This is a genomic window from Shewanella sp. H8, from assembly GCF_040285065.1.
GTDB classification, from domain to species: Bacteria; Pseudomonadota; Gammaproteobacteria; order Enterobacterales; family Shewanellaceae; genus Shewanella; species Shewanella polaris.
Window position 1 is genome coordinate 4,216,605 of sequence record NZ_CP157213.1, and the last position, 16,792, is coordinate 4,233,396.

The following is a 16,792-nucleotide window of genomic DNA, read 5'->3' on the forward strand; positions in this document are numbered from 1 at the left end:
TGAGTCCCTTGCGGTTTATTGCCTACCACCTGGAAATACAATTAACATCGCAAAACAATATTGCAACCTTCAAGAAACATGAATATACATTAGATTATACTTACAACAAAGTTGATCTAGATCAAAAACCTTCTTTTAATCTTCTATTTGTCACTCTTAACAATAATTTCATTTAAATGCCGCATTGCCACTGCATACTTTCATGGGTTTCCGTAATATCTTGAAGCGTAAAACCTTGTTGAAGGTAAAGCGCTTTCGCTATTGAATTGTCCCTCGCGACAGCCAAACGAATAGGCACTTTCTGCACCTTGGCATCATGTTTAAGAGCATCTAACACAGCTGAACCAAAGCCTTTACTGCGCGCCTCTGGAGCGAGCACCAAATCAACAAGGTGCAAACATTCTGGATTAATCGCTAAGGTCAGCTTACCAATCACTTGAGCTTGGCAGCATAGGATATAATCCCTTGAACTAGGGAATTGGTTTTTGTAGGACATTTGTTGCAGTTGATATTGCTGTTGCAAAATCAAATCCACTGCAGCTTGGGGTAAACCAAGCTGATAGAAATCGCTGCGGGTAGCATAAAACAGCTCTGCCATGATAAATACGTCATCGTCACTAGCGGGGCGTACACTGAGGTTCAATAGTGGGTTTAGCTGACTTAACATTAATACCTACCAACAGAAGACAAGGTTAGCAATTGATTGTAGCTGGCTGATAATGCCACGATGCAACTCGTTTGAATTTAGCCACAAGCAAATATTTTAATAACCATGGTTAACATGAGTTATACATTTAGGCCATGATCTTTGCAGTATCAAAATGGTGCCATAAATGTTAAAAACTAACTTCAAGGCTAGTATAAATAGAGATAACCACAAGTGATTGCAAAGCTTTTTTCTGCAAAGGATTAATTGATGTTTGACTGGAATACCATAGACACAGTGTTACTAGATATGGATGGTACGCTGTTAGATTTGCACTTTGATAACCACTTTTGGTTACATCTCGTGCCACAACAATTAAGCATTCAACGCCAAATAAGCTTGGATGAAGCCAATACACTCGTCAAACAAGCTTATTACGATGTGGTCGGCACCTTAGATTGGTATTGTCTTGATTACTGGCAACGCTACTTACAACTCGACATTTTGGCTTTACATCATACATCCGCAGACAGAATTAAACTTCGCCAAGACAGCATGCCTTTTTTACAGGCTTTGGCTGGAGCAAGTAAGCAACGTATTTTGTTTACCAATGCCCATCCGCAAAGTTTAGCGCTTAAGCTAACTCATACCAATTTAGCCCATGGATTAGACGATATGTTATCGAGTCATGAGAGCGGTTACCCTAAAGAACATCCGCAGTTTTGGCTATATGCATTTGATAAATTTAAGTTAGATCCTGCTCGATGCTTATTTATAGACGACAGCGAAGTAATTTTAGCAGCATCAAAAAAGGCAGGCGTAGGTTATCAGCTCGGAATTAAAAACCCAGATAGCCAAAAACCTCATATTGAATTTGCCGACTTCCCAGCAATTACCGATTACCAGCCACTATCACTGGCACTTCAATCTGTATAGCCATTATTGAAGCAATAGAAACGACTAGGGTATTTGAAACTACGGTAAACAAGGGACATTATCTTAACTAATACCAAGAATACAAATACATGGTCACGAATATAAAACGCCTTGATAGTGATATCAAGGCGTTAATTATTCAAGGAGACTTATTGATTACAGTCCAGGCACAACACCTTGATAGTTGATAGGGTAATACCCTTGGCTGTCTTGTCGACCTAAGAATGATAACGAGTCTCGTAAATCTTTAGGCTGAGCATCGGTCGGTTTAATTTTAGCACTGACCTTAACCAAGTTTGACTCGCCTAGAGTCGCGGTTCCCGTTAAGCCTAATACGTTTTGGGTTTCATCAGTGGCGATTTGTAATTGGCCATCAAGACAACTGAGCCCCAATGCGATATTGCCCAATGGGTACACACCATATTGATTTTTAACATTTGTATTATTTAAAAATAATTTACCGTTTAATTGCTCACACCATGGCTCGCCTTGCTTTAAGGCTTCAACCATTAAGCTCACGTCACCATCAATTTTAGTTTTAAAAGGTAAGCGAGCATCCGCTAATAAAAAGCTGTCGGGTAGATCAATACGGATATTTTTCGCACTCAGCCCTGATAATGACCAACTAATACTGCCTTTACCATTTACAGGTGTAGCACGACTGCCGACGTTAATATCGATATTAGCTTTACCAGCTAATAGTCCCCACGGGCTTAATTTCCAGCTAACCTGTTCAATCTGTTTTTTATCAATGGTGATTAATGCCGCTTTTCCTTGCCAAAGCGTACCCTCAGCACCGCTGATAGCCACATTACTCGGCAATGGAGCAATACTGACTAACCAGTTTGCCGGTAAATAAACCAATAAAAACACTAGGTAAATAATGACGCCAATGACTATTTTTGAAAATAAGCTCACAAAAAATCCTTACTGAGAAAGCTGAATACGTCTTACTTTTACAAAACCAGCAACGTCTGATTCGGTTAGATCTACGCTGTCCAACGTTAAGCCTTTTTGCTCTACTAAGTCATGTAAGTAACCTAATAACGCATCAAATGGCACGTCATCCATCCATAGTTGTATTTTATCGCCTTGCGGCTGCATACGAGTGATCTCTAATTTATATTGACCAGCCGTTTGATTTACCACAGAACTTAAACTTCCACGAACTTTAGCTTGCGCACCCGCCTGTTTAAGACCGGCGATTTTATTGGCGGTTTGTTTAACATAATTTAACGTTTGCTGCGCTGCACTGTTATCACGCTCTGCAGTTTCTTGAGCATTCGAAATCGGTGTCCAAATGCCCCAATAAACAATGCCAATAACCAATATTGCAGCACAAAATCCAACAAGTTGTTGTTCTCTAATGGCTAGACTTTGCCACCAACTACGCATGTTTTCCATGTTATTTAATCCTTAACGTCAGTGTACTGGTAACACTGTCTTCGTTACTGTTCATGGCGCCGCCGTCGAGCAGGTAGTCTTTGCCAACAAGTTCTTTAAACTTATCGATTTGACCATAGGTTTTTGCTGTCACTTGCATACGTAATTCATTACGATTTGCTTCATAACGCAATGAGTTCGGTTTGAGTTCTGGTACTTTACTAAACGCTGGTTTTAAACCGTCTAACATTTCAAAAAATACCGCGCCACCACCTTGACCTTGCATGCTGCGCAATTGACTGCCCATCTGTGAGCGCATATTAACAATGCGGTTTACACCCGGAACGGCTTGCTTAAAAATCAATTCACTTTGAGCTTGCAGCTCTGCGGTGTGGTTATTAAGTTGATGAATGGATAAGCCTTTATTCGCCAAGGCTAAAACAATCGCAATCACCAAGACAATAGCAGTGTTTTTCCAGATGAATAACTGTTTACTGTATTCATGCTTAGGTTTATAAATGCCACTGAGCAAATTGATTGGGGCATTCAAAATGCCTTTTGCTAAAACCATCATAGGTAAATCTAGCGGCTTGTTATTAATCTCCACACCTTCAAATGCAATATCGTCACTATAACTTGCTATGCTAATAGACTCATTGTCACTGGGTTGTGCCGCCGAGAGTAACTGCGGTAGTGCAAATGCAGACCATGCTTTAGGTAAACTAACGCCGCCACCTTCTGAGGTTCTAATTAAATATTCGCTGCCGACACTCATTGCCGCCCAACGGCATTGCTCTAAAGGCAAGGCTAAACAATCAGGTACAATACGTTTAACTTTTAAGCCAGCATGATGTAGCCATTCTAGCCATATTTGCATTTGTTCATGCGCCACAGCTGCCACATTGAGTCGCTCACCTTCACGAGGCCCGACAACAAAATGCATTTTATCTACATCTGTCGCTAATGACTCCTCTAGCATGTATGGCAATGCCATTAGTGCTTGGCGTTGGCCTTTTTCGGGTAACATAATTTGTGTCAATGTCATATTGGCCGCTGGCACAAGTACATCAACAGGACGATTACCCGCCCGCTCAGTTAAACTGCTGAGACTCGCGGCATCAGATAACTCACCAGAAGCGATGATTTCTTGCTCTTGTTCTGACCATACTAGCCATGAACATGGGTGTTCTGATGTTTTTCCTAACCGGATAAATAGCCGTTCAGACACTGTTATTCTCCACCAATCTCAATACGTATTGTTACGTAATGAATTTGTTATTATTGTTGACCACCATACTGACGGGTGAGTACATCTAAATTGTTACCATTGCGCTTAAGTACACTTTCCATTCGAAATATTGCATTATCGACTTTGGCGCCAGCCTTTAATGAGAAATACTGACTGTCTACTACAAAACTCGACTTTACATCCGCGTCCAGTGTTACACCACTGAGTGACGAACTTTCCCAAAACTCTTCAATTTTTTCGTATCCATCACCAGGCCGACTGTTAATAATACTTTCAGCTTCGCTGACTGAAATCTTATTTTCTAGCATTCCAGCAAGTAAAGCTGCTTGCTCAACCTTAATGGTATTCACATTTAATAACTGGCTATTTTCACCGGGTATCGCACACACATAAGGTGATATATTTAAATATACATCTTGGCTAAATCCTAGTACGGCCCGTAATTCACTGCGATGCTGCATCAAGGTATTAGCGGCACGATACGGCACATTACGCGATTCATATTCGGCATCTTCAGCACCATAAGAACCAGCCAAGGTATCTTCGTCAATATAATCTTTAAGCATATAGGTAAACTGCTCTGCGCCAAACTCATCAACACCTAAACTGATAAGTAACGATTGAAACTGTTGTGCTGAAACGGTCAATTTAGGTTGGCCATTTTCAGTTTCTGTTGATTCTTGGCCAACAGCATTAACATTAAAACATGCCCGCATATCTTGTATTTCACCAACAATCTGACCATATTCAGCTGGGAAAACGACATCAGCTAAAGCCCAGTATTGCTGTAAATGTACCGTTCCGTCTGAATCTTCAAAGTCTTGCTTGAGCACTTTCATTGCAAGCTCTTCTGCAGAAAGCGCATACCAATAGGCTTGATCATATTGGGCTAAATTAAGCGTTCGCCGCATGGAAAGCTGATTACGACTGCTAATATTGGTCGCAATAACCACTACCATGGCAACAATCAACATCACCACAATAAGTGCTACACCACGCTGCTTTTGGCCACCCATTATGACTTCCCATCATCGTCTGAACTATCTGAACTGTCTGAACTGTCTGAGCTGTCTGAACTATCTGAGCTGTCTGAGCTGTCTGAGCTAGACTTAGTTGCCGGAGCACCTTTAGGCAACAAAAAACGACGTTGAATTTTACCCAAACCTTCTAATTCTATCTCCATCGCAATCCCTCTAGGCATCACGGTTCCATCTGCTTCTTTTTGCCATTTTCCGTCAATGTAAAACGAATATTCAATTGATAGCACATGGTCTATAACCATACTTTTTAGTGGTTCAGCACCCGATATTGGCTCAGGGTAAGGATAATACCAGCGTTCTAAGCGGCCATTTTGGACAACATAAGCAACCGACTGTAAGCTGCCCCGAGGCAGCATACCATCTGGGTTTAGCCAACCTAAACGGTAAAACATCAATGCTTCGGTTTCTGAATCGAGAATATTATCGCCCACTTGAAAAAATTGACTACTGCGACTTCCGTCAAACAACCGAGGAGTCCGCGCAACCATTTGACCTAAATCGCGTTCTAAGGCACCAAAACCTTGTTGCAATGATTTAAGCCGATCGGAAAACTCTTTAGTCACTTCATCATTTTTCATCACCGTCGATAATACCGAGTTAGCCGCTATCCCCAACATGGCAAAAATCGCAATCGCGATAAGCATTTCCAGTAACGTAAAGCCGCTAAAATATTTAGGCTTTGTTATGCACATAACTACTTACCTGAGCAACAATACGTTTAAATTTATCATCATCGCTGACGCTAATACGGATCATTCTAAATTTATCATCTGTGGTCTTAATAACATCTTGACGCCAATACCATTCACGACCCGCGAGTTCTTCCTGACCGGTTTTTTGGCCTATATCAGGAAACGCATCAGGTAGACGCACATCGACCATTTGGTTACTTGCTACCCATTGGGCTAAGGTTCGCTCTTCTAAAATGGGCATATTCGCCATTTGCTCACCCAAACTTTTGGTAACCGATACCGCAGCAATTGAAAATACCATCAAAGCAACCATCACCTCTAGTAAGGTCATGCCAGCGTTTTTACCGCGAAAGCTTTTTATACCTAAGCGGTTAAACGTGGAACTTTTAACGCTTAAGTCATTAGGGCGTTTAAATGATGTCTGTTTATTCATCTACACGCCCTATTGTTAAGCGACCTAATGCATTACCAACAACCAGCACATTGACTGGCTGACTGTCGTCATTAATCGTATTAAAGTTCAGTTCAAATGGTGTCATTTCCCCGCTGGGAAACAACAATATTTGTGGCTCGGGGTGTTTCTTTTTGTCTTCTTCAGTTTGTTCGTCAATAAAAGGCTCGTCAAACCAAGACTCATCTTGCTCGTCTTCTTGCACCAATGGCATGCCATCGATCACAATATCTAAGGTTATGCCCTCGTCCATTTTTTTTGCCGATAATAACCGGTCGTGATCTACAGGCAGCCATTGGCCTTCTTTATAAAACACAAACTGATATTGATCTTCGTCAATCACAATGCCAATAAACTGGCCACTTAATACACTTTCATCCAGCACCATTTCGGTGGCAGTAATAAAGCGTTGTGCCTGCTTCTTGAGCTCTTGTTCTGGCCCCGCAACACTAACGGATAAGGTTACCGCTGAGGCAACCAATCCCATTAGCAATGCTACAATTAACACCTCAAGTAAGGTGAAACCGGCTTGGCGATGTTGGGTCATATTACTGGTAATCTTGTAAATTCCAGTTACCGATATCATCTTCTGAACCAGCTTGGCCGTCAGGACCTGCACTGAAAATATCAAGTTTTCCATTTTCACCAGGGCTGAGTAGTAAATAATCGCTGCGCCATGGGTCCTGCGGTAAACGCTTTACATAACCGCCTTCACGGTAATTTCTTGGTTCTGGAGACGAATTAGGCTTTTGCACTAACGCATCGAGACCTTGCTCTGTAGTGGGATAAATACTGTTATCTAATTTATACATATCCAATGCATTTTCTAAGGCTACAATATCTGATATGGCTTTTTGTTGGTCAGCTTTGTCTTTATTACCCATAAGATTGGGTACTACCATTGACGCTAAAATACCTAAAATAACAATCACCACCATTACTTCGAGTAAGGTGAAACCACGTTGTTTATTATTATGTTGCATTGATTATTTCCTCTAAAAAATCTTATAGAATCACACAAAACAGGTGTCATTCTTGATTAATACTTTTGGTCTTTCAAGTTTATATAAGCGTAAGTGTAAACTTAACCGCTGATCAAATTATTTAACTCTAATATAGGCTGTAAAATTGCCATCACGATAAACAATACAATCGATGCCATACTCACAACTAACATGGGCTCAAATACCCCCAAGGCAATATTGACATTCGATTCAAACTCTCGGTCTTGGTTATCTGCCGCACGTTCAAGCATATTTTCTAACTGACCACTTTTTTCACCCGATGCAATCATATACAACATCATCGCTGGGAATAACTTAGTATTAGTCAACGCAGTGCCTAAACTAGTTCCTTCACGGACTCGGGCAGTTGCTTCATCTACAGCGGCACGCACTTTGACATTTTGTAACACTTCGCTCGCAATACGCATACCATCAAGTAATGGCACAGCACTGGCAGATAAAATACTCAAGGTTCGTGCAAATCTTGCGGTATTGAGGCCTTTACTCACTTTACCAATTACAGGCATTTTCAATAAAGCAGTATCATATTTCATCCGCGTAGCAGGATTCTTTAACATACGCTGAAACATCACTATGCCAGCAAAAATAAGCATAACGACCACAATGCCCCAATGCTGTACAAAATCAGAAGCAAGAATCAAAAACTGGGTTGTGCCTGGCAATTCTTGACCCATGTGTTCAAATTGCCCGACCACTTTTGGCACCACAGCAGCAAGCAACACGGCAATAACGCCAATGGCCACTACGGTTAAAACAATTGGATAAATCATCGCTTGAGTTAGCTTTGACTTGAGTTGTTGGCGACGTTCTGTGTAATCGGCTAGTCGATTAAGCACCACTTCTAAATGGCCCGACTTCTCACCAGAAGCCACCATTGAACGGTATAAATCATCAAACACATGCGGGAATTCGGCCATCGAATCTGCCAAACTATAACCTTCAACAACCCGAGAACGCACAGCCATAATCATACTGCCTAAGCGGTCTTTTTCTGATTGTTGCCCTACCGCTTTTAGCGCTTCTTCAATGGGTAATCCCGCCGCTACCAGAGTCGCGATTTGGCGAGTAATCAATGCCAGTTCAGCGACAGAGATATGTCCCTTAAACAAATTAGCTAGATTAAATCCACCTCGTTGTGAACGAGCTTCCTTTTCATTGACGGGTTGAAGCTCCAGCGGCATAAGACGCTGTTCTCGCAGTTGACTTCGAGCGTGACGAGCGGTATCGGCTTCAATCACACCTTTTTGTTGTTTGCCTTTACTATCAAGGGCTTTGTATTCAAACGCCGCCATTGATTACTCCTCGCGTGTAACGCGTAATACTTCTTCTAGCGTTGTCACACCAGCAAGCACTTTACTCATACCGTCATGGCGAATACTGGGGATCCATTTTCGCACATATTTTTCAATGGCCAATTCGCCTCTACCGCCATGAATAAGTTCACGAACATTGTCATCAACAATCAGTAATTCGTGTATGCCGGTTCGACCACGATAGCCATTCTGGCCGCATGCTTTACATCCTTTGGCACGATAAATAATACGGGGGTCGTTTGCGGTAATGCCTAGCAATTCACGTTCGCGCTCATCGGGTTCATGCGCTTCTTTACAGCTTGGGCATAATGTCCGAATAAGACGCTGAGCCAGTACTCCAAGTAAACTTGAAGAGACTAAAAATGGCTCCACACCCATATCTTGTAAACGAGTAATCGCACCAGAGGCGGTGTTGGTATGTAACGTTGAAATTACTAAGTGACCAGTTAATGAAGCTTGGACAGCAATATGAGCGGTTTCTAAATCGCGAATTTCACCAATCATCACCACATCGGGATCTTGACGTAAAATTGCGCGTAATCCACGCGCGAAGGTCATGTCGACTTTAGTATTAACCTGAGTTTGGCCAATGCCTTCTAACTCATATTCAATTGGATCTTCTACCGTTAAAATATTGGTATCTTTAGAGTTAATTTCAGTTAGACCAGCATATAAGGTGGTACTTTTACCTGACCCTGTAGGACCAGTCACCAAAATAATCCCATGAGGTTTACGAATTAACTCATCAAATTTTTCACGAATACCAGGTGTCATACCCAGTTGTTGCAAGTCTAAGTTACCGGTATTTTTGTCCAATAAACGCATTACTACACGTTCGCCATGACTTGATGGCATGGTTGAAACCCGCACATCGACAGCACGACCCGCAATACGTAACGAAATACGACCATCTTGTGGTAGACGTTTTTCGGCAATATCTAAACGCGCCATCACTTTAATACGCGATACTAATAATGACGATAATTTACGATTTGGCTTCAATACTTCTTTTAATACCCCATCAATACGGAAACGAACAATTAACTGTTTCTCATAGGTTTCGATGTGGATATCTGATGCTTCTTCTTTAATGGCTTCTGATAATAATGCATTAATTAATTTAATGATTGGTGCATCATCATCGCCTTCAAGTAAGTCTTCTGTCTGTGGTAATTCTTCAGCAAGGGTAAACAAGTCCATTTCATTACCAATGTCTTCCATAAGCTGCTGTGCTTCTGAAGAGTTAGCTTGATAGGCTTGAGTTAATTTAGCTTCAAACTTAGTCACGTCAAGCTTGATAACGGCCAACTCGACACCTGCATAACGCCTTACTTCAAGCATGGCATCTAGCGGGGTGTTATCAGTATAGAATAAACACAGTTGCTCATTCTCCTTGGCCAACACCAATTCAAAACGATGTGAAAACGCAAATGGCAGGCGCTCTTTACTGTTCGAGTGGAAAACTTCATCTCCTTCGACAACTTCCATAGCGACATCACTAGAAACTTGGGCTAATGGCTCTGCCATAACGCTATCAGTCATTGTTTTCAGCCTTGTCCTTTTGCATACTTTCATTAATGATGCTTAAAGCCGCATCAGAATCACGCACATCAGTACTCAAGCGTTTGCGACTTTTATAGCGGTCAAGCATGTCATTCACTTCATCTGGCAAGTAAGCTTCTTGATCCCATTCTTCAAGCACAGGAACTTCAGTATTGGGCATTAAGTTAATACCACGGTCTTGTTGTTCAAGCTGTAATGCTCTGAAGTAATTATATTTACGACCCGCAATACCTTCCATTGTCATTCCGTCTCGGATGATGGTTGGCTTAATGAAAATCATCAGATTTTTCTTGGTCGTACTGCTTGAAGAAGATTTAAATAACCAACCTAAATAAGGAATGTCACCCAAGATAGGGACCTTTTGCACACTTTCCTGTACATCTTCGCTAATTAACCCGCCTAATACGACTATTTGACCAGAGTCGGCCATCACAGTTGTGGTTAAACGGCGTGTTGAGAAACTGATGTCTACACCAGTATTGCCATTAACTCCTGAGACTTCTTGTTCGATAGTTAATTTAACCGAAGAACCTTCGTTAATTTGTGGCACAACTTTTAACTTAACACCCACCTCTTTACGTTCAACAGTCTGAAAAGGATTGTCATTGCTTGAACTGGAAGTTGAACCGGTAAGGATAGGAACCTCATCACCGACAATAAATGATGCTTCTTGATTATCTAAGGTGGTGATTGACGGTGTGGCTAAAATATTTGAATTAGTATCACTTGATACAGCTTGAATTAACGCGGCAAAGTTACCTGTCGTAACACCCCATGCCATACCATTGACTTTACCTAATGCTTCAGCAATTAAGGTGTAATCACCATCTGATGTTGGATTAGTGGTTGTAGTATATCCACCATCAGAGTTAGTCACGGTAACGGTAGTACCCTCTTCTTCCTGTGCAGCAAGTACACCTGCGCCAACTTCACTGATCGACGGGCCGATGTTGTTAAACTGAGTTAAGCCACCATCGGTGCTACCCCATTGCACACCAAAGCCAACGTCATCGCCTTCGGAAATCTCAACAATAATAGCTTCAACTAATACTTGAGCTCGACGAATATCCAGTTGATTAATAACGCTTTCAATGGTTCTAAGTTGATCAGGTTCAGCACTAATTACCAGCGAGTTGGTATCGTTGTGAGCCATAATATTGATATCACTGCGACGTTGAGTTGAGCCGCTTTGCTTGGTGCTAGTACCGTCTTTACTGTCTTCTAAGTTTTTTGCGAACCCAGTTAACACTTCAACTAAGTCTTCTGCTTTGGCATAACGCAAATAGCGCACTTTCGTGTTGCCAGTACTTGCTTGTTCCGCATCAAGACGTTTAATTAGCTCAACCACCCGTTGACGGCTTTTTTCATCGCCACTGACAATAACCGAATTCATACGCTCATCGGCTACGACTTTCGGTGATTGTCCTGGCAACTGCGATTGGTTGGCACTTGAACGATATAACGTGTCAACAATACGTACTATTTCACCTGCAGAGGCATAGTTTAAGGACACTACCTGTATTGCGGTATCACCTTGTTTATCAACTCGGCGAACAATTTCTACCAGTTTGTTCACTACCGCCGCACGGCCAGAAATCATTAATACGTTAGCTTGGTCATAGTTAACCACGTTACCGCCACCAGCATTATCATTTAACTGGCGTAATAGCGGCGCGAGCTGTTTAGCTTCAGAATTATATAATGGCACCACTCTGGTCACCATTTCATCGCCTAAACCAGGAGATTTATCATCCGCAACACGAATAGCTGAGGTTTTGGCATCTTTGTCTTTAATCACTTTAATAACGTGGTTTTCCATTTCAACTACGGCATAGCCATAGACTTGGAGTACGTTAAGAAAGAATTGGTAATATTGATCATCATTTAGCAAATCATAACTACGGACATTAATTTTGCCACGTACCGTTGGATCTACAATAATGGTTTTATTGAGGTTTTTACCGACAATATTAATAAACTCTTGAATGTCTGTGCCTTTAAAATTGGCGGCATATTGTTCCGACCACGCACTCGGCGCCGCTATCATCGCAGCCCCCACCAGCATCCCAGCAATAATCTTATGTCGGATCCCTTTATTTTTCATTATACTCAATCCTCTAACGCCAAATTATTCTGGCAAACTAAACATGATTTCGACCAACTGTCCTTCACGCTCAACCATGACAGCCATTTCAGTGAGCTCAGGCAGTTGTGCCATCACTTCTAATGCCTGACCCATATCGGTCAGATCATATCCATTTATTGATTTAGCTAAATCATTAGCTTGAAAACCTGCTTGTTTAAACAATGCAGCATCTTTACCCGGATTTAAACGGTAACCGGCTAATTCATCTTCATTGCGTACTGGTGAAATAGCTAAATAATCAGTGATTTTGCTTGGGTCAGCTAACATCTCATCTCGAGAATCAGACAACTCTTCAGAAAAACGTTCATTCTCACGGCGATCAACTCGAGTGACCTGTCGGTCTACTTTTGCTTGTTGTAGTTGCGAGTTAACTTCACTTTGGGTGCTGTATTTAAGCCCATCAAGCATTAGGGTTTCATAACGACCACTGTTACTGATAATAATTCGGTCGGCATAAACCTCTTTTAAAGAAGCAGAAGTGCCTTTAATTTTATCGCCTAAGCTATAGGTTGCTTGTTCACCGCTAGACTCAATAATAGCTAGACCTTGAGCTTCGTCAGTTGACGCAACTACACCGGTTAATTGAATAGACAAGTTTGTTTTGGGCGCATCAGTGATTTGCTCTACGACTTCAGCTTTGGGCTTATTGTTATTATTATCTAACCTGCCAAAAAGCAATAGGTTACGAACACCAGCAAGCTCGATACGCTTGGCAGTGCTTGCTGAGATTGGGGTTGGCTGCCACACAGCAGATTGCGATGATACAGGCATTAACTTCCATGTAATCTGCGCAGCTAATAGCAGCACAATAATCAACCCAAGCCAAAATACAATAGCACTCAATAGCTTGTGTGGTATTTTTGTTGAACTGATGATCAATTTATCTAATAAAACCATATAATATTGGACCCTCTATACGTCTTGGTACAGGTCTCTGTTCTAGTTGTGAATAAATACGTTAAAATATGCGTAGGCATCATGCTAACCCACTGAGGATAAAGCAACAACCCCAGAGTATATTGATTGGCGAATCTTCACCGAATATGCTAAATTTGCACCCTAAAAACAGTCATAATGTTGCCCTTTACCGCAATAATACTCGTATTGTATGGCAGTTAAGTTACCCAGTCTGTGAAATCATCCCTGTTTTGGAGGTCTTTTGTCTCAAACTCAGTCCGAAAAAAGCGTTATCCGGCTTGACAAATGGTTATGGGCAGCACGATTTTATAAAACTCGCGCTATCGCAAAAGACATGATCAATGGCGGCAAAGTACATTACAACGGCCAACGAACTAAATCCAGTAAGAATGCAGAAGTCGGTGCAACTATCCGTCTTCGCCAAGGCAATGATGATAAAGAAATTATTGTCCTTCAATTATCAGGTCATAGACAAAGCGCAAATGTAGCACAAACCCTATACCAAGAAACACCTGAGAGTATTAACAAACGGATTATTAACGTTGAAGCACGACGGCTAAATATTTTGAATAACCCGTCACCCGATCATAAACCGGATAAAAAACAAAGACGACAGATTATGCGCTTAAAAGATTACTAGGCGCCCAGATAGTAAGAGAATACAAATGAAAAATGATATTTTACATCGCTACATTTTTGATAATGCCGATGTGCGTGGAGAGCTAGTTCAATTAGAAAATTGTTACCAAGAAGTGCTTTCTGCACATGCTTACCCGATTGCATTACAGAACTTAATCGGTGAGTTAATGGCCGCAACATCACTGTTAACAGCAACCATCAAGTTTACGGGCGACATTAGCGTACAGTTGCAGGGCGATGGCCCAGTTTCTTTAGCCGTCATTAATGGCAACAATAAACAAGTATTACGTGGCGTTGCTCGTTGGAATGGCGATATTACGGCTGATGCAAGCTTGCAAGAAATGCTGGGTAAAGGTTACATGGTGATCACGTTAACACCTGATGAGGGCGAGCGATATCAAGGTGTTGTGTCATTAGATCATATGAACCTAGCCGCCTGTTTAGAAGAATACTTTAATCAATCAGAACAGTTACCGACTCAAATTCAGTTATTTGCTAACGGTAAACAAGCTGCAGGTATGCTGCTACAAGTGTTGCCATCAAAGTCTGAACAAAATGATGATTTTGAACATTTATCAACACTTACTGCGACCATTAAAGCAGAAGAGTTATTCACCCTTGATGCTGAACAAGTATTACATCGATTGTATCACCAAGAAGAAGTGCGATTATTTGATCCTGTGGATGTTACATTCAAATGTAGCTGCTCACGTGAACGCAGTGCGGCAGCGATCAAAACCTTACCACAAGCTGAAGTTGAAGCCATTTTAGCTGAGGAAGGAAAGATTGAAATGGATTGTGAATACTGCACCGCAAAATACCCTTTTGACGCGATAGATATTGCAGCGCTATATTCAGGAAGTCACAGTAGCCAATCGAAACAGTAACCAAAAATGTAATAATTACGAACACAGTTACAAAAATAAGCGCATAAGGCGCTTTTTTTGTACCTTTACCATCACAATAAACTCCCCACCATTACAAGCTTTCACAAAAATTACCAAACTGTTCGTTACCCTCGTGCCAACTTACGTTACAATCGCCTACATTAGTTTATAGCCATCGCGCAACAATAATATCAAGCTAATTTTTAATAAATAAACCCAATAGCAGTTCATAGCAAAATACGACCTAAAAGAGACGGAGATCAACACTATGGCGGATTTATCACACCCAGTTCACCTTAACCCCACAACCGCAAAGCTTGTAGAAATCGCACTATTTCGTGGAGAAGGTCAACTCACTGCAAATGGTGCCTTAGTGGCCAAAACAGGAGAAAGAACGGGTCGTTCACCCAATGACCGGTTTATCGTCAAAGAGAAAAATACAGAAGCCGATATTGAATGGGGGAAAGTAAATCGACCATTTGATGCGGGTCAATTTGATGCGCTATGGGGCCGTGTAGAAGCTTATCTTGCTGACAAAGAATTATTTATATCTGAACTAGAAGTTGGCGCTGATGACGAACATTACATTCCAGTGAAAGTCACGACTGAATATGCTTGGCATCAAATTTTTGCACGTAATTTATTTATCAATCCAGAAACCTTTAATCGCGGTGACAAACAAACATGGCAAATTATCAATGCACCTGGATTTGTGTGTGAACCACAACGCGATGGTACTAATTCTGAAGCGGCCGTTATTATTAACTTTGCCGAACGAAAAGTACTGCTTGCTGGCATGAAGTACGCAGGTGAAATGAAGAAGTCGATGTTCTCAGTACAGAACTTCTTATTACCTGCTAAAGGTGTGTTACCAATGCATTGTTCTGCCAATGTAGGTCACGATGGTGATACTACGTTATTCTTTGGCTTATCGGGTACCGGTAAAACCACGCTTTCTGCCGATCCAAAGCGTTTGTTAATTGGTGATGATGAACATGGTTGGGCACCCGGTGGTGTATTTAATATTGAAGGCGGTTGCTATGCTAAATGTATCGACCTAAGCCAGAAAAATGAACCGGTTATTTGGGATGCCATTCGTTTTGGCACAGTATTAGAGAATGTCGTACTTGATGAACACCTAATTCCGAATTATAACGATACCAGTTTGACTGAAAACAGTCGTGCAGCTTATCCTTTAGAGCATATCGCTCAACGTAAAGAAGATAATCGCGGTGCAGAACCTCATGCCGTAGTGTTTTTAACTTGCGACGTATCAGGCGTGTTACCACCGGTATCGGTACTGAGTAAAGAACAAGCAGCATATCACTTCTTATCGGGTTACACCGCTAAAGTGGGCTCAACTGAAATGGGCTCGACGTCTGCAATCCAGTCAACCTTCTCTACTTGTTTTGGTGCACCATTCTTCCCACGTCCTGCTGGCGTGTATGCTGAGCTATTGATGAAACGCATTGAGTCATTTGGTAGCCAAGTTTACCTTGTTAATACAGGCTGGACTGGTGGTCCGCATGGTGTGGGTAAACGTTTTGATATCCCAACTACTCGCGCCATTGTTGATGCGATTGTAAGTGGTGAACTAAGAGATGTTGAAACGGTTTATATCGACAAACTGAATTTAAAAGTCCCCGTTAGTGTCTCTGGTGTAGACACCGCGTTATTAAACCCAGTCAACACCTGGGCAGATAAATCAGAGTATGACAAATATGCTCAACAGCTAGCACAAGAATTCAGTGATAATTTTGCAAAATACCAAGTGTCTGACGCTATTAAAAGTGCCGGCCCTAACGTATAAATAATCTAGCAACTCTTGGCTATTCACTTAATATGATGTCGCCTCTAAAATCCCAACTTCGGTTGGGATTTTTCATTGTTGGGTATTCCGCTCG

Annotated in this window: 17 protein-coding genes; 4 read left to right on the forward strand and 13 right to left on the reverse strand. The window is 41.6% G+C overall.

Going from position 1 to position 16,792, the window contains the following annotated elements:
* Positions 1–172: 172 nt before the first annotated feature.
* Positions 173–667 carry a GNAT family N-acetyltransferase gene (locus tag ABIS04_RS18300; RefSeq protein ID WP_350432010.1) on the reverse strand — a complete coding sequence of 165 codons (495 nt, stop codon included), beginning with the start codon at positions 665–667 and terminating at the stop codon, positions 173–175.
* A gap of 249 nt (positions 668–916) precedes the next feature.
* Here ABIS04_RS18300 and yrfG point away from each other — a divergent pair, with 249 nt between their 5' ends.
* Positions 917–1,582: a GMP/IMP nucleotidase gene (gene yrfG / locus ABIS04_RS18305; protein ID WP_350432011.1), complete on the forward strand. Its 666-nt coding sequence runs from the start codon at positions 917–919 to the stop codon at positions 1,580–1,582.
* A gap of 156 nt (positions 1,583–1,738) precedes the next feature.
* Here the strand turns inward: yrfG and ABIS04_RS18310 are convergent, their stop codons facing one another.
* The 12 genes from ABIS04_RS18310 to gspC form a co-directional block, all read right to left on the reverse strand.
* Positions 1,739–2,500, reverse strand: coding sequence for a type II secretion system protein N (locus tag ABIS04_RS18310; RefSeq protein ID WP_137224665.1), 762 nt, complete (start codon positions 2,498–2,500; stop codon positions 1,739–1,741).
* 9 nt (positions 2,501–2,509) lie between these two features.
* Positions 2,510–2,986 (reverse strand): type II secretion system protein M, encoded by a 477-nt coding sequence (locus ABIS04_RS18315; RefSeq protein WP_137224663.1) that lies wholly within the window; start codon positions 2,984–2,986, stop codon positions 2,510–2,512.
* 1 nt (position 2,987) lies between these two features.
* Positions 2,988–4,193, reverse strand: coding sequence for a type II secretion system protein GspL (gspL, locus tag ABIS04_RS18320; protein WP_350432012.1), 1,206 nt, complete (start codon positions 4,191–4,193; stop codon positions 2,988–2,990).
* A gap of 50 nt (positions 4,194–4,243) precedes the next feature.
* Complete coding sequence (gspK, locus tag ABIS04_RS18325; protein WP_350432013.1) at positions 4,244–5,230, reverse strand: type II secretion system minor pseudopilin GspK; 987 nt, start codon at positions 5,228–5,230, stop codon at positions 4,244–4,246.
* A complete protein-coding gene (gspJ, locus tag ABIS04_RS18330) occupies positions 5,230–5,946 on the reverse strand; it encodes a type II secretion system minor pseudopilin GspJ (RefSeq protein ID WP_350432014.1) in 717 nt (238 codons plus the stop codon). Before gspJ ends, gspK begins: the two co-directional genes overlap by 1 nt.
* On the reverse strand, positions 5,927–6,379 hold the full coding sequence (gene gspI / locus ABIS04_RS18335) for a type II secretion system minor pseudopilin GspI (protein ID WP_140235358.1): 453 nt from the start codon (positions 6,377–6,379) through the stop codon (positions 5,927–5,929). Before gspI ends, gspJ begins: the two co-directional genes overlap by 20 nt.
* A complete protein-coding gene (gene gspH, locus ABIS04_RS18340) occupies positions 6,372–6,944 on the reverse strand; it encodes a type II secretion system minor pseudopilin GspH (protein ID WP_137227388.1) in 573 nt (190 codons plus the stop codon). The genes gspI and gspH overlap by 8 nt, the downstream gene beginning before the upstream one ends.
* Before the next feature lies 1 nt (position 6,945).
* A complete protein-coding gene (gene gspG, locus ABIS04_RS18345; protein ID WP_137224653.1) occupies positions 6,946–7,380 on the reverse strand; it encodes a type II secretion system major pseudopilin GspG in 435 nt (144 codons plus the stop codon).
* 101 nt (positions 7,381–7,481) lie between these two features.
* The gene (gspF, locus tag ABIS04_RS18350; protein WP_137224651.1) at positions 7,482–8,714 is read right to left on the reverse strand and encodes a type II secretion system inner membrane protein GspF; all 1,233 of its coding nucleotides are present in this window, start codon (positions 8,712–8,714) and stop codon (positions 7,482–7,484) included.
* A 3-nt stretch (positions 8,715–8,717) separates the two neighbouring features.
* The gene (gene gspE / locus ABIS04_RS18355; protein WP_371833650.1) at positions 8,718–10,262 is read right to left on the reverse strand and encodes a type II secretion system ATPase GspE; all 1,545 of its coding nucleotides are present in this window, start codon (positions 10,260–10,262) and stop codon (positions 8,718–8,720) included.
* A 7-nt stretch (positions 10,263–10,269) separates the two neighbouring features.
* Complete coding sequence (gspD, locus tag ABIS04_RS18360) at positions 10,270–12,402, reverse strand: type II secretion system secretin GspD (RefSeq protein ID WP_140235361.1); 2,133 nt, start codon at positions 12,400–12,402, stop codon at positions 10,270–10,272.
* A 24-nt stretch (positions 12,403–12,426) separates the two neighbouring features.
* On the reverse strand, positions 12,427–13,341 hold the full coding sequence (gene gspC, locus ABIS04_RS18365) for a type II secretion system protein GspC (protein WP_350432015.1): 915 nt from the start codon (positions 13,339–13,341) through the stop codon (positions 12,427–12,429).
* 262 nt (positions 13,342–13,603) lie between these two features.
* Between gspC and hslR the strand changes: the two genes are divergently transcribed.
* From hslR to ABIS04_RS18380, 3 genes are all read left to right on the forward strand, one after another.
* On the forward strand, positions 13,604–14,002 hold the full coding sequence (gene hslR, locus ABIS04_RS18370) for a ribosome-associated heat shock protein Hsp15 (protein ID WP_137224643.1): 399 nt from the start codon (positions 13,604–13,606) through the stop codon (positions 14,000–14,002).
* A 25-nt stretch (positions 14,003–14,027) separates the two neighbouring features.
* Positions 14,028–14,888, forward strand: a complete 861-nt coding sequence (gene hslO / locus ABIS04_RS18375; protein ID WP_137224641.1) for an Hsp33 family molecular chaperone HslO — start codon at positions 14,028–14,030, stop codon at positions 14,886–14,888.
* Positions 14,889–15,156: 268 nt separating this feature from the next.
* Positions 15,157–16,698, forward strand: coding sequence for a phosphoenolpyruvate carboxykinase (locus tag ABIS04_RS18380; protein ID WP_350432016.1), 1,542 nt, complete (start codon positions 15,157–15,159; stop codon positions 16,696–16,698).
* The last annotated feature ends 94 nt before the right edge of the window (positions 16,699–16,792 follow it).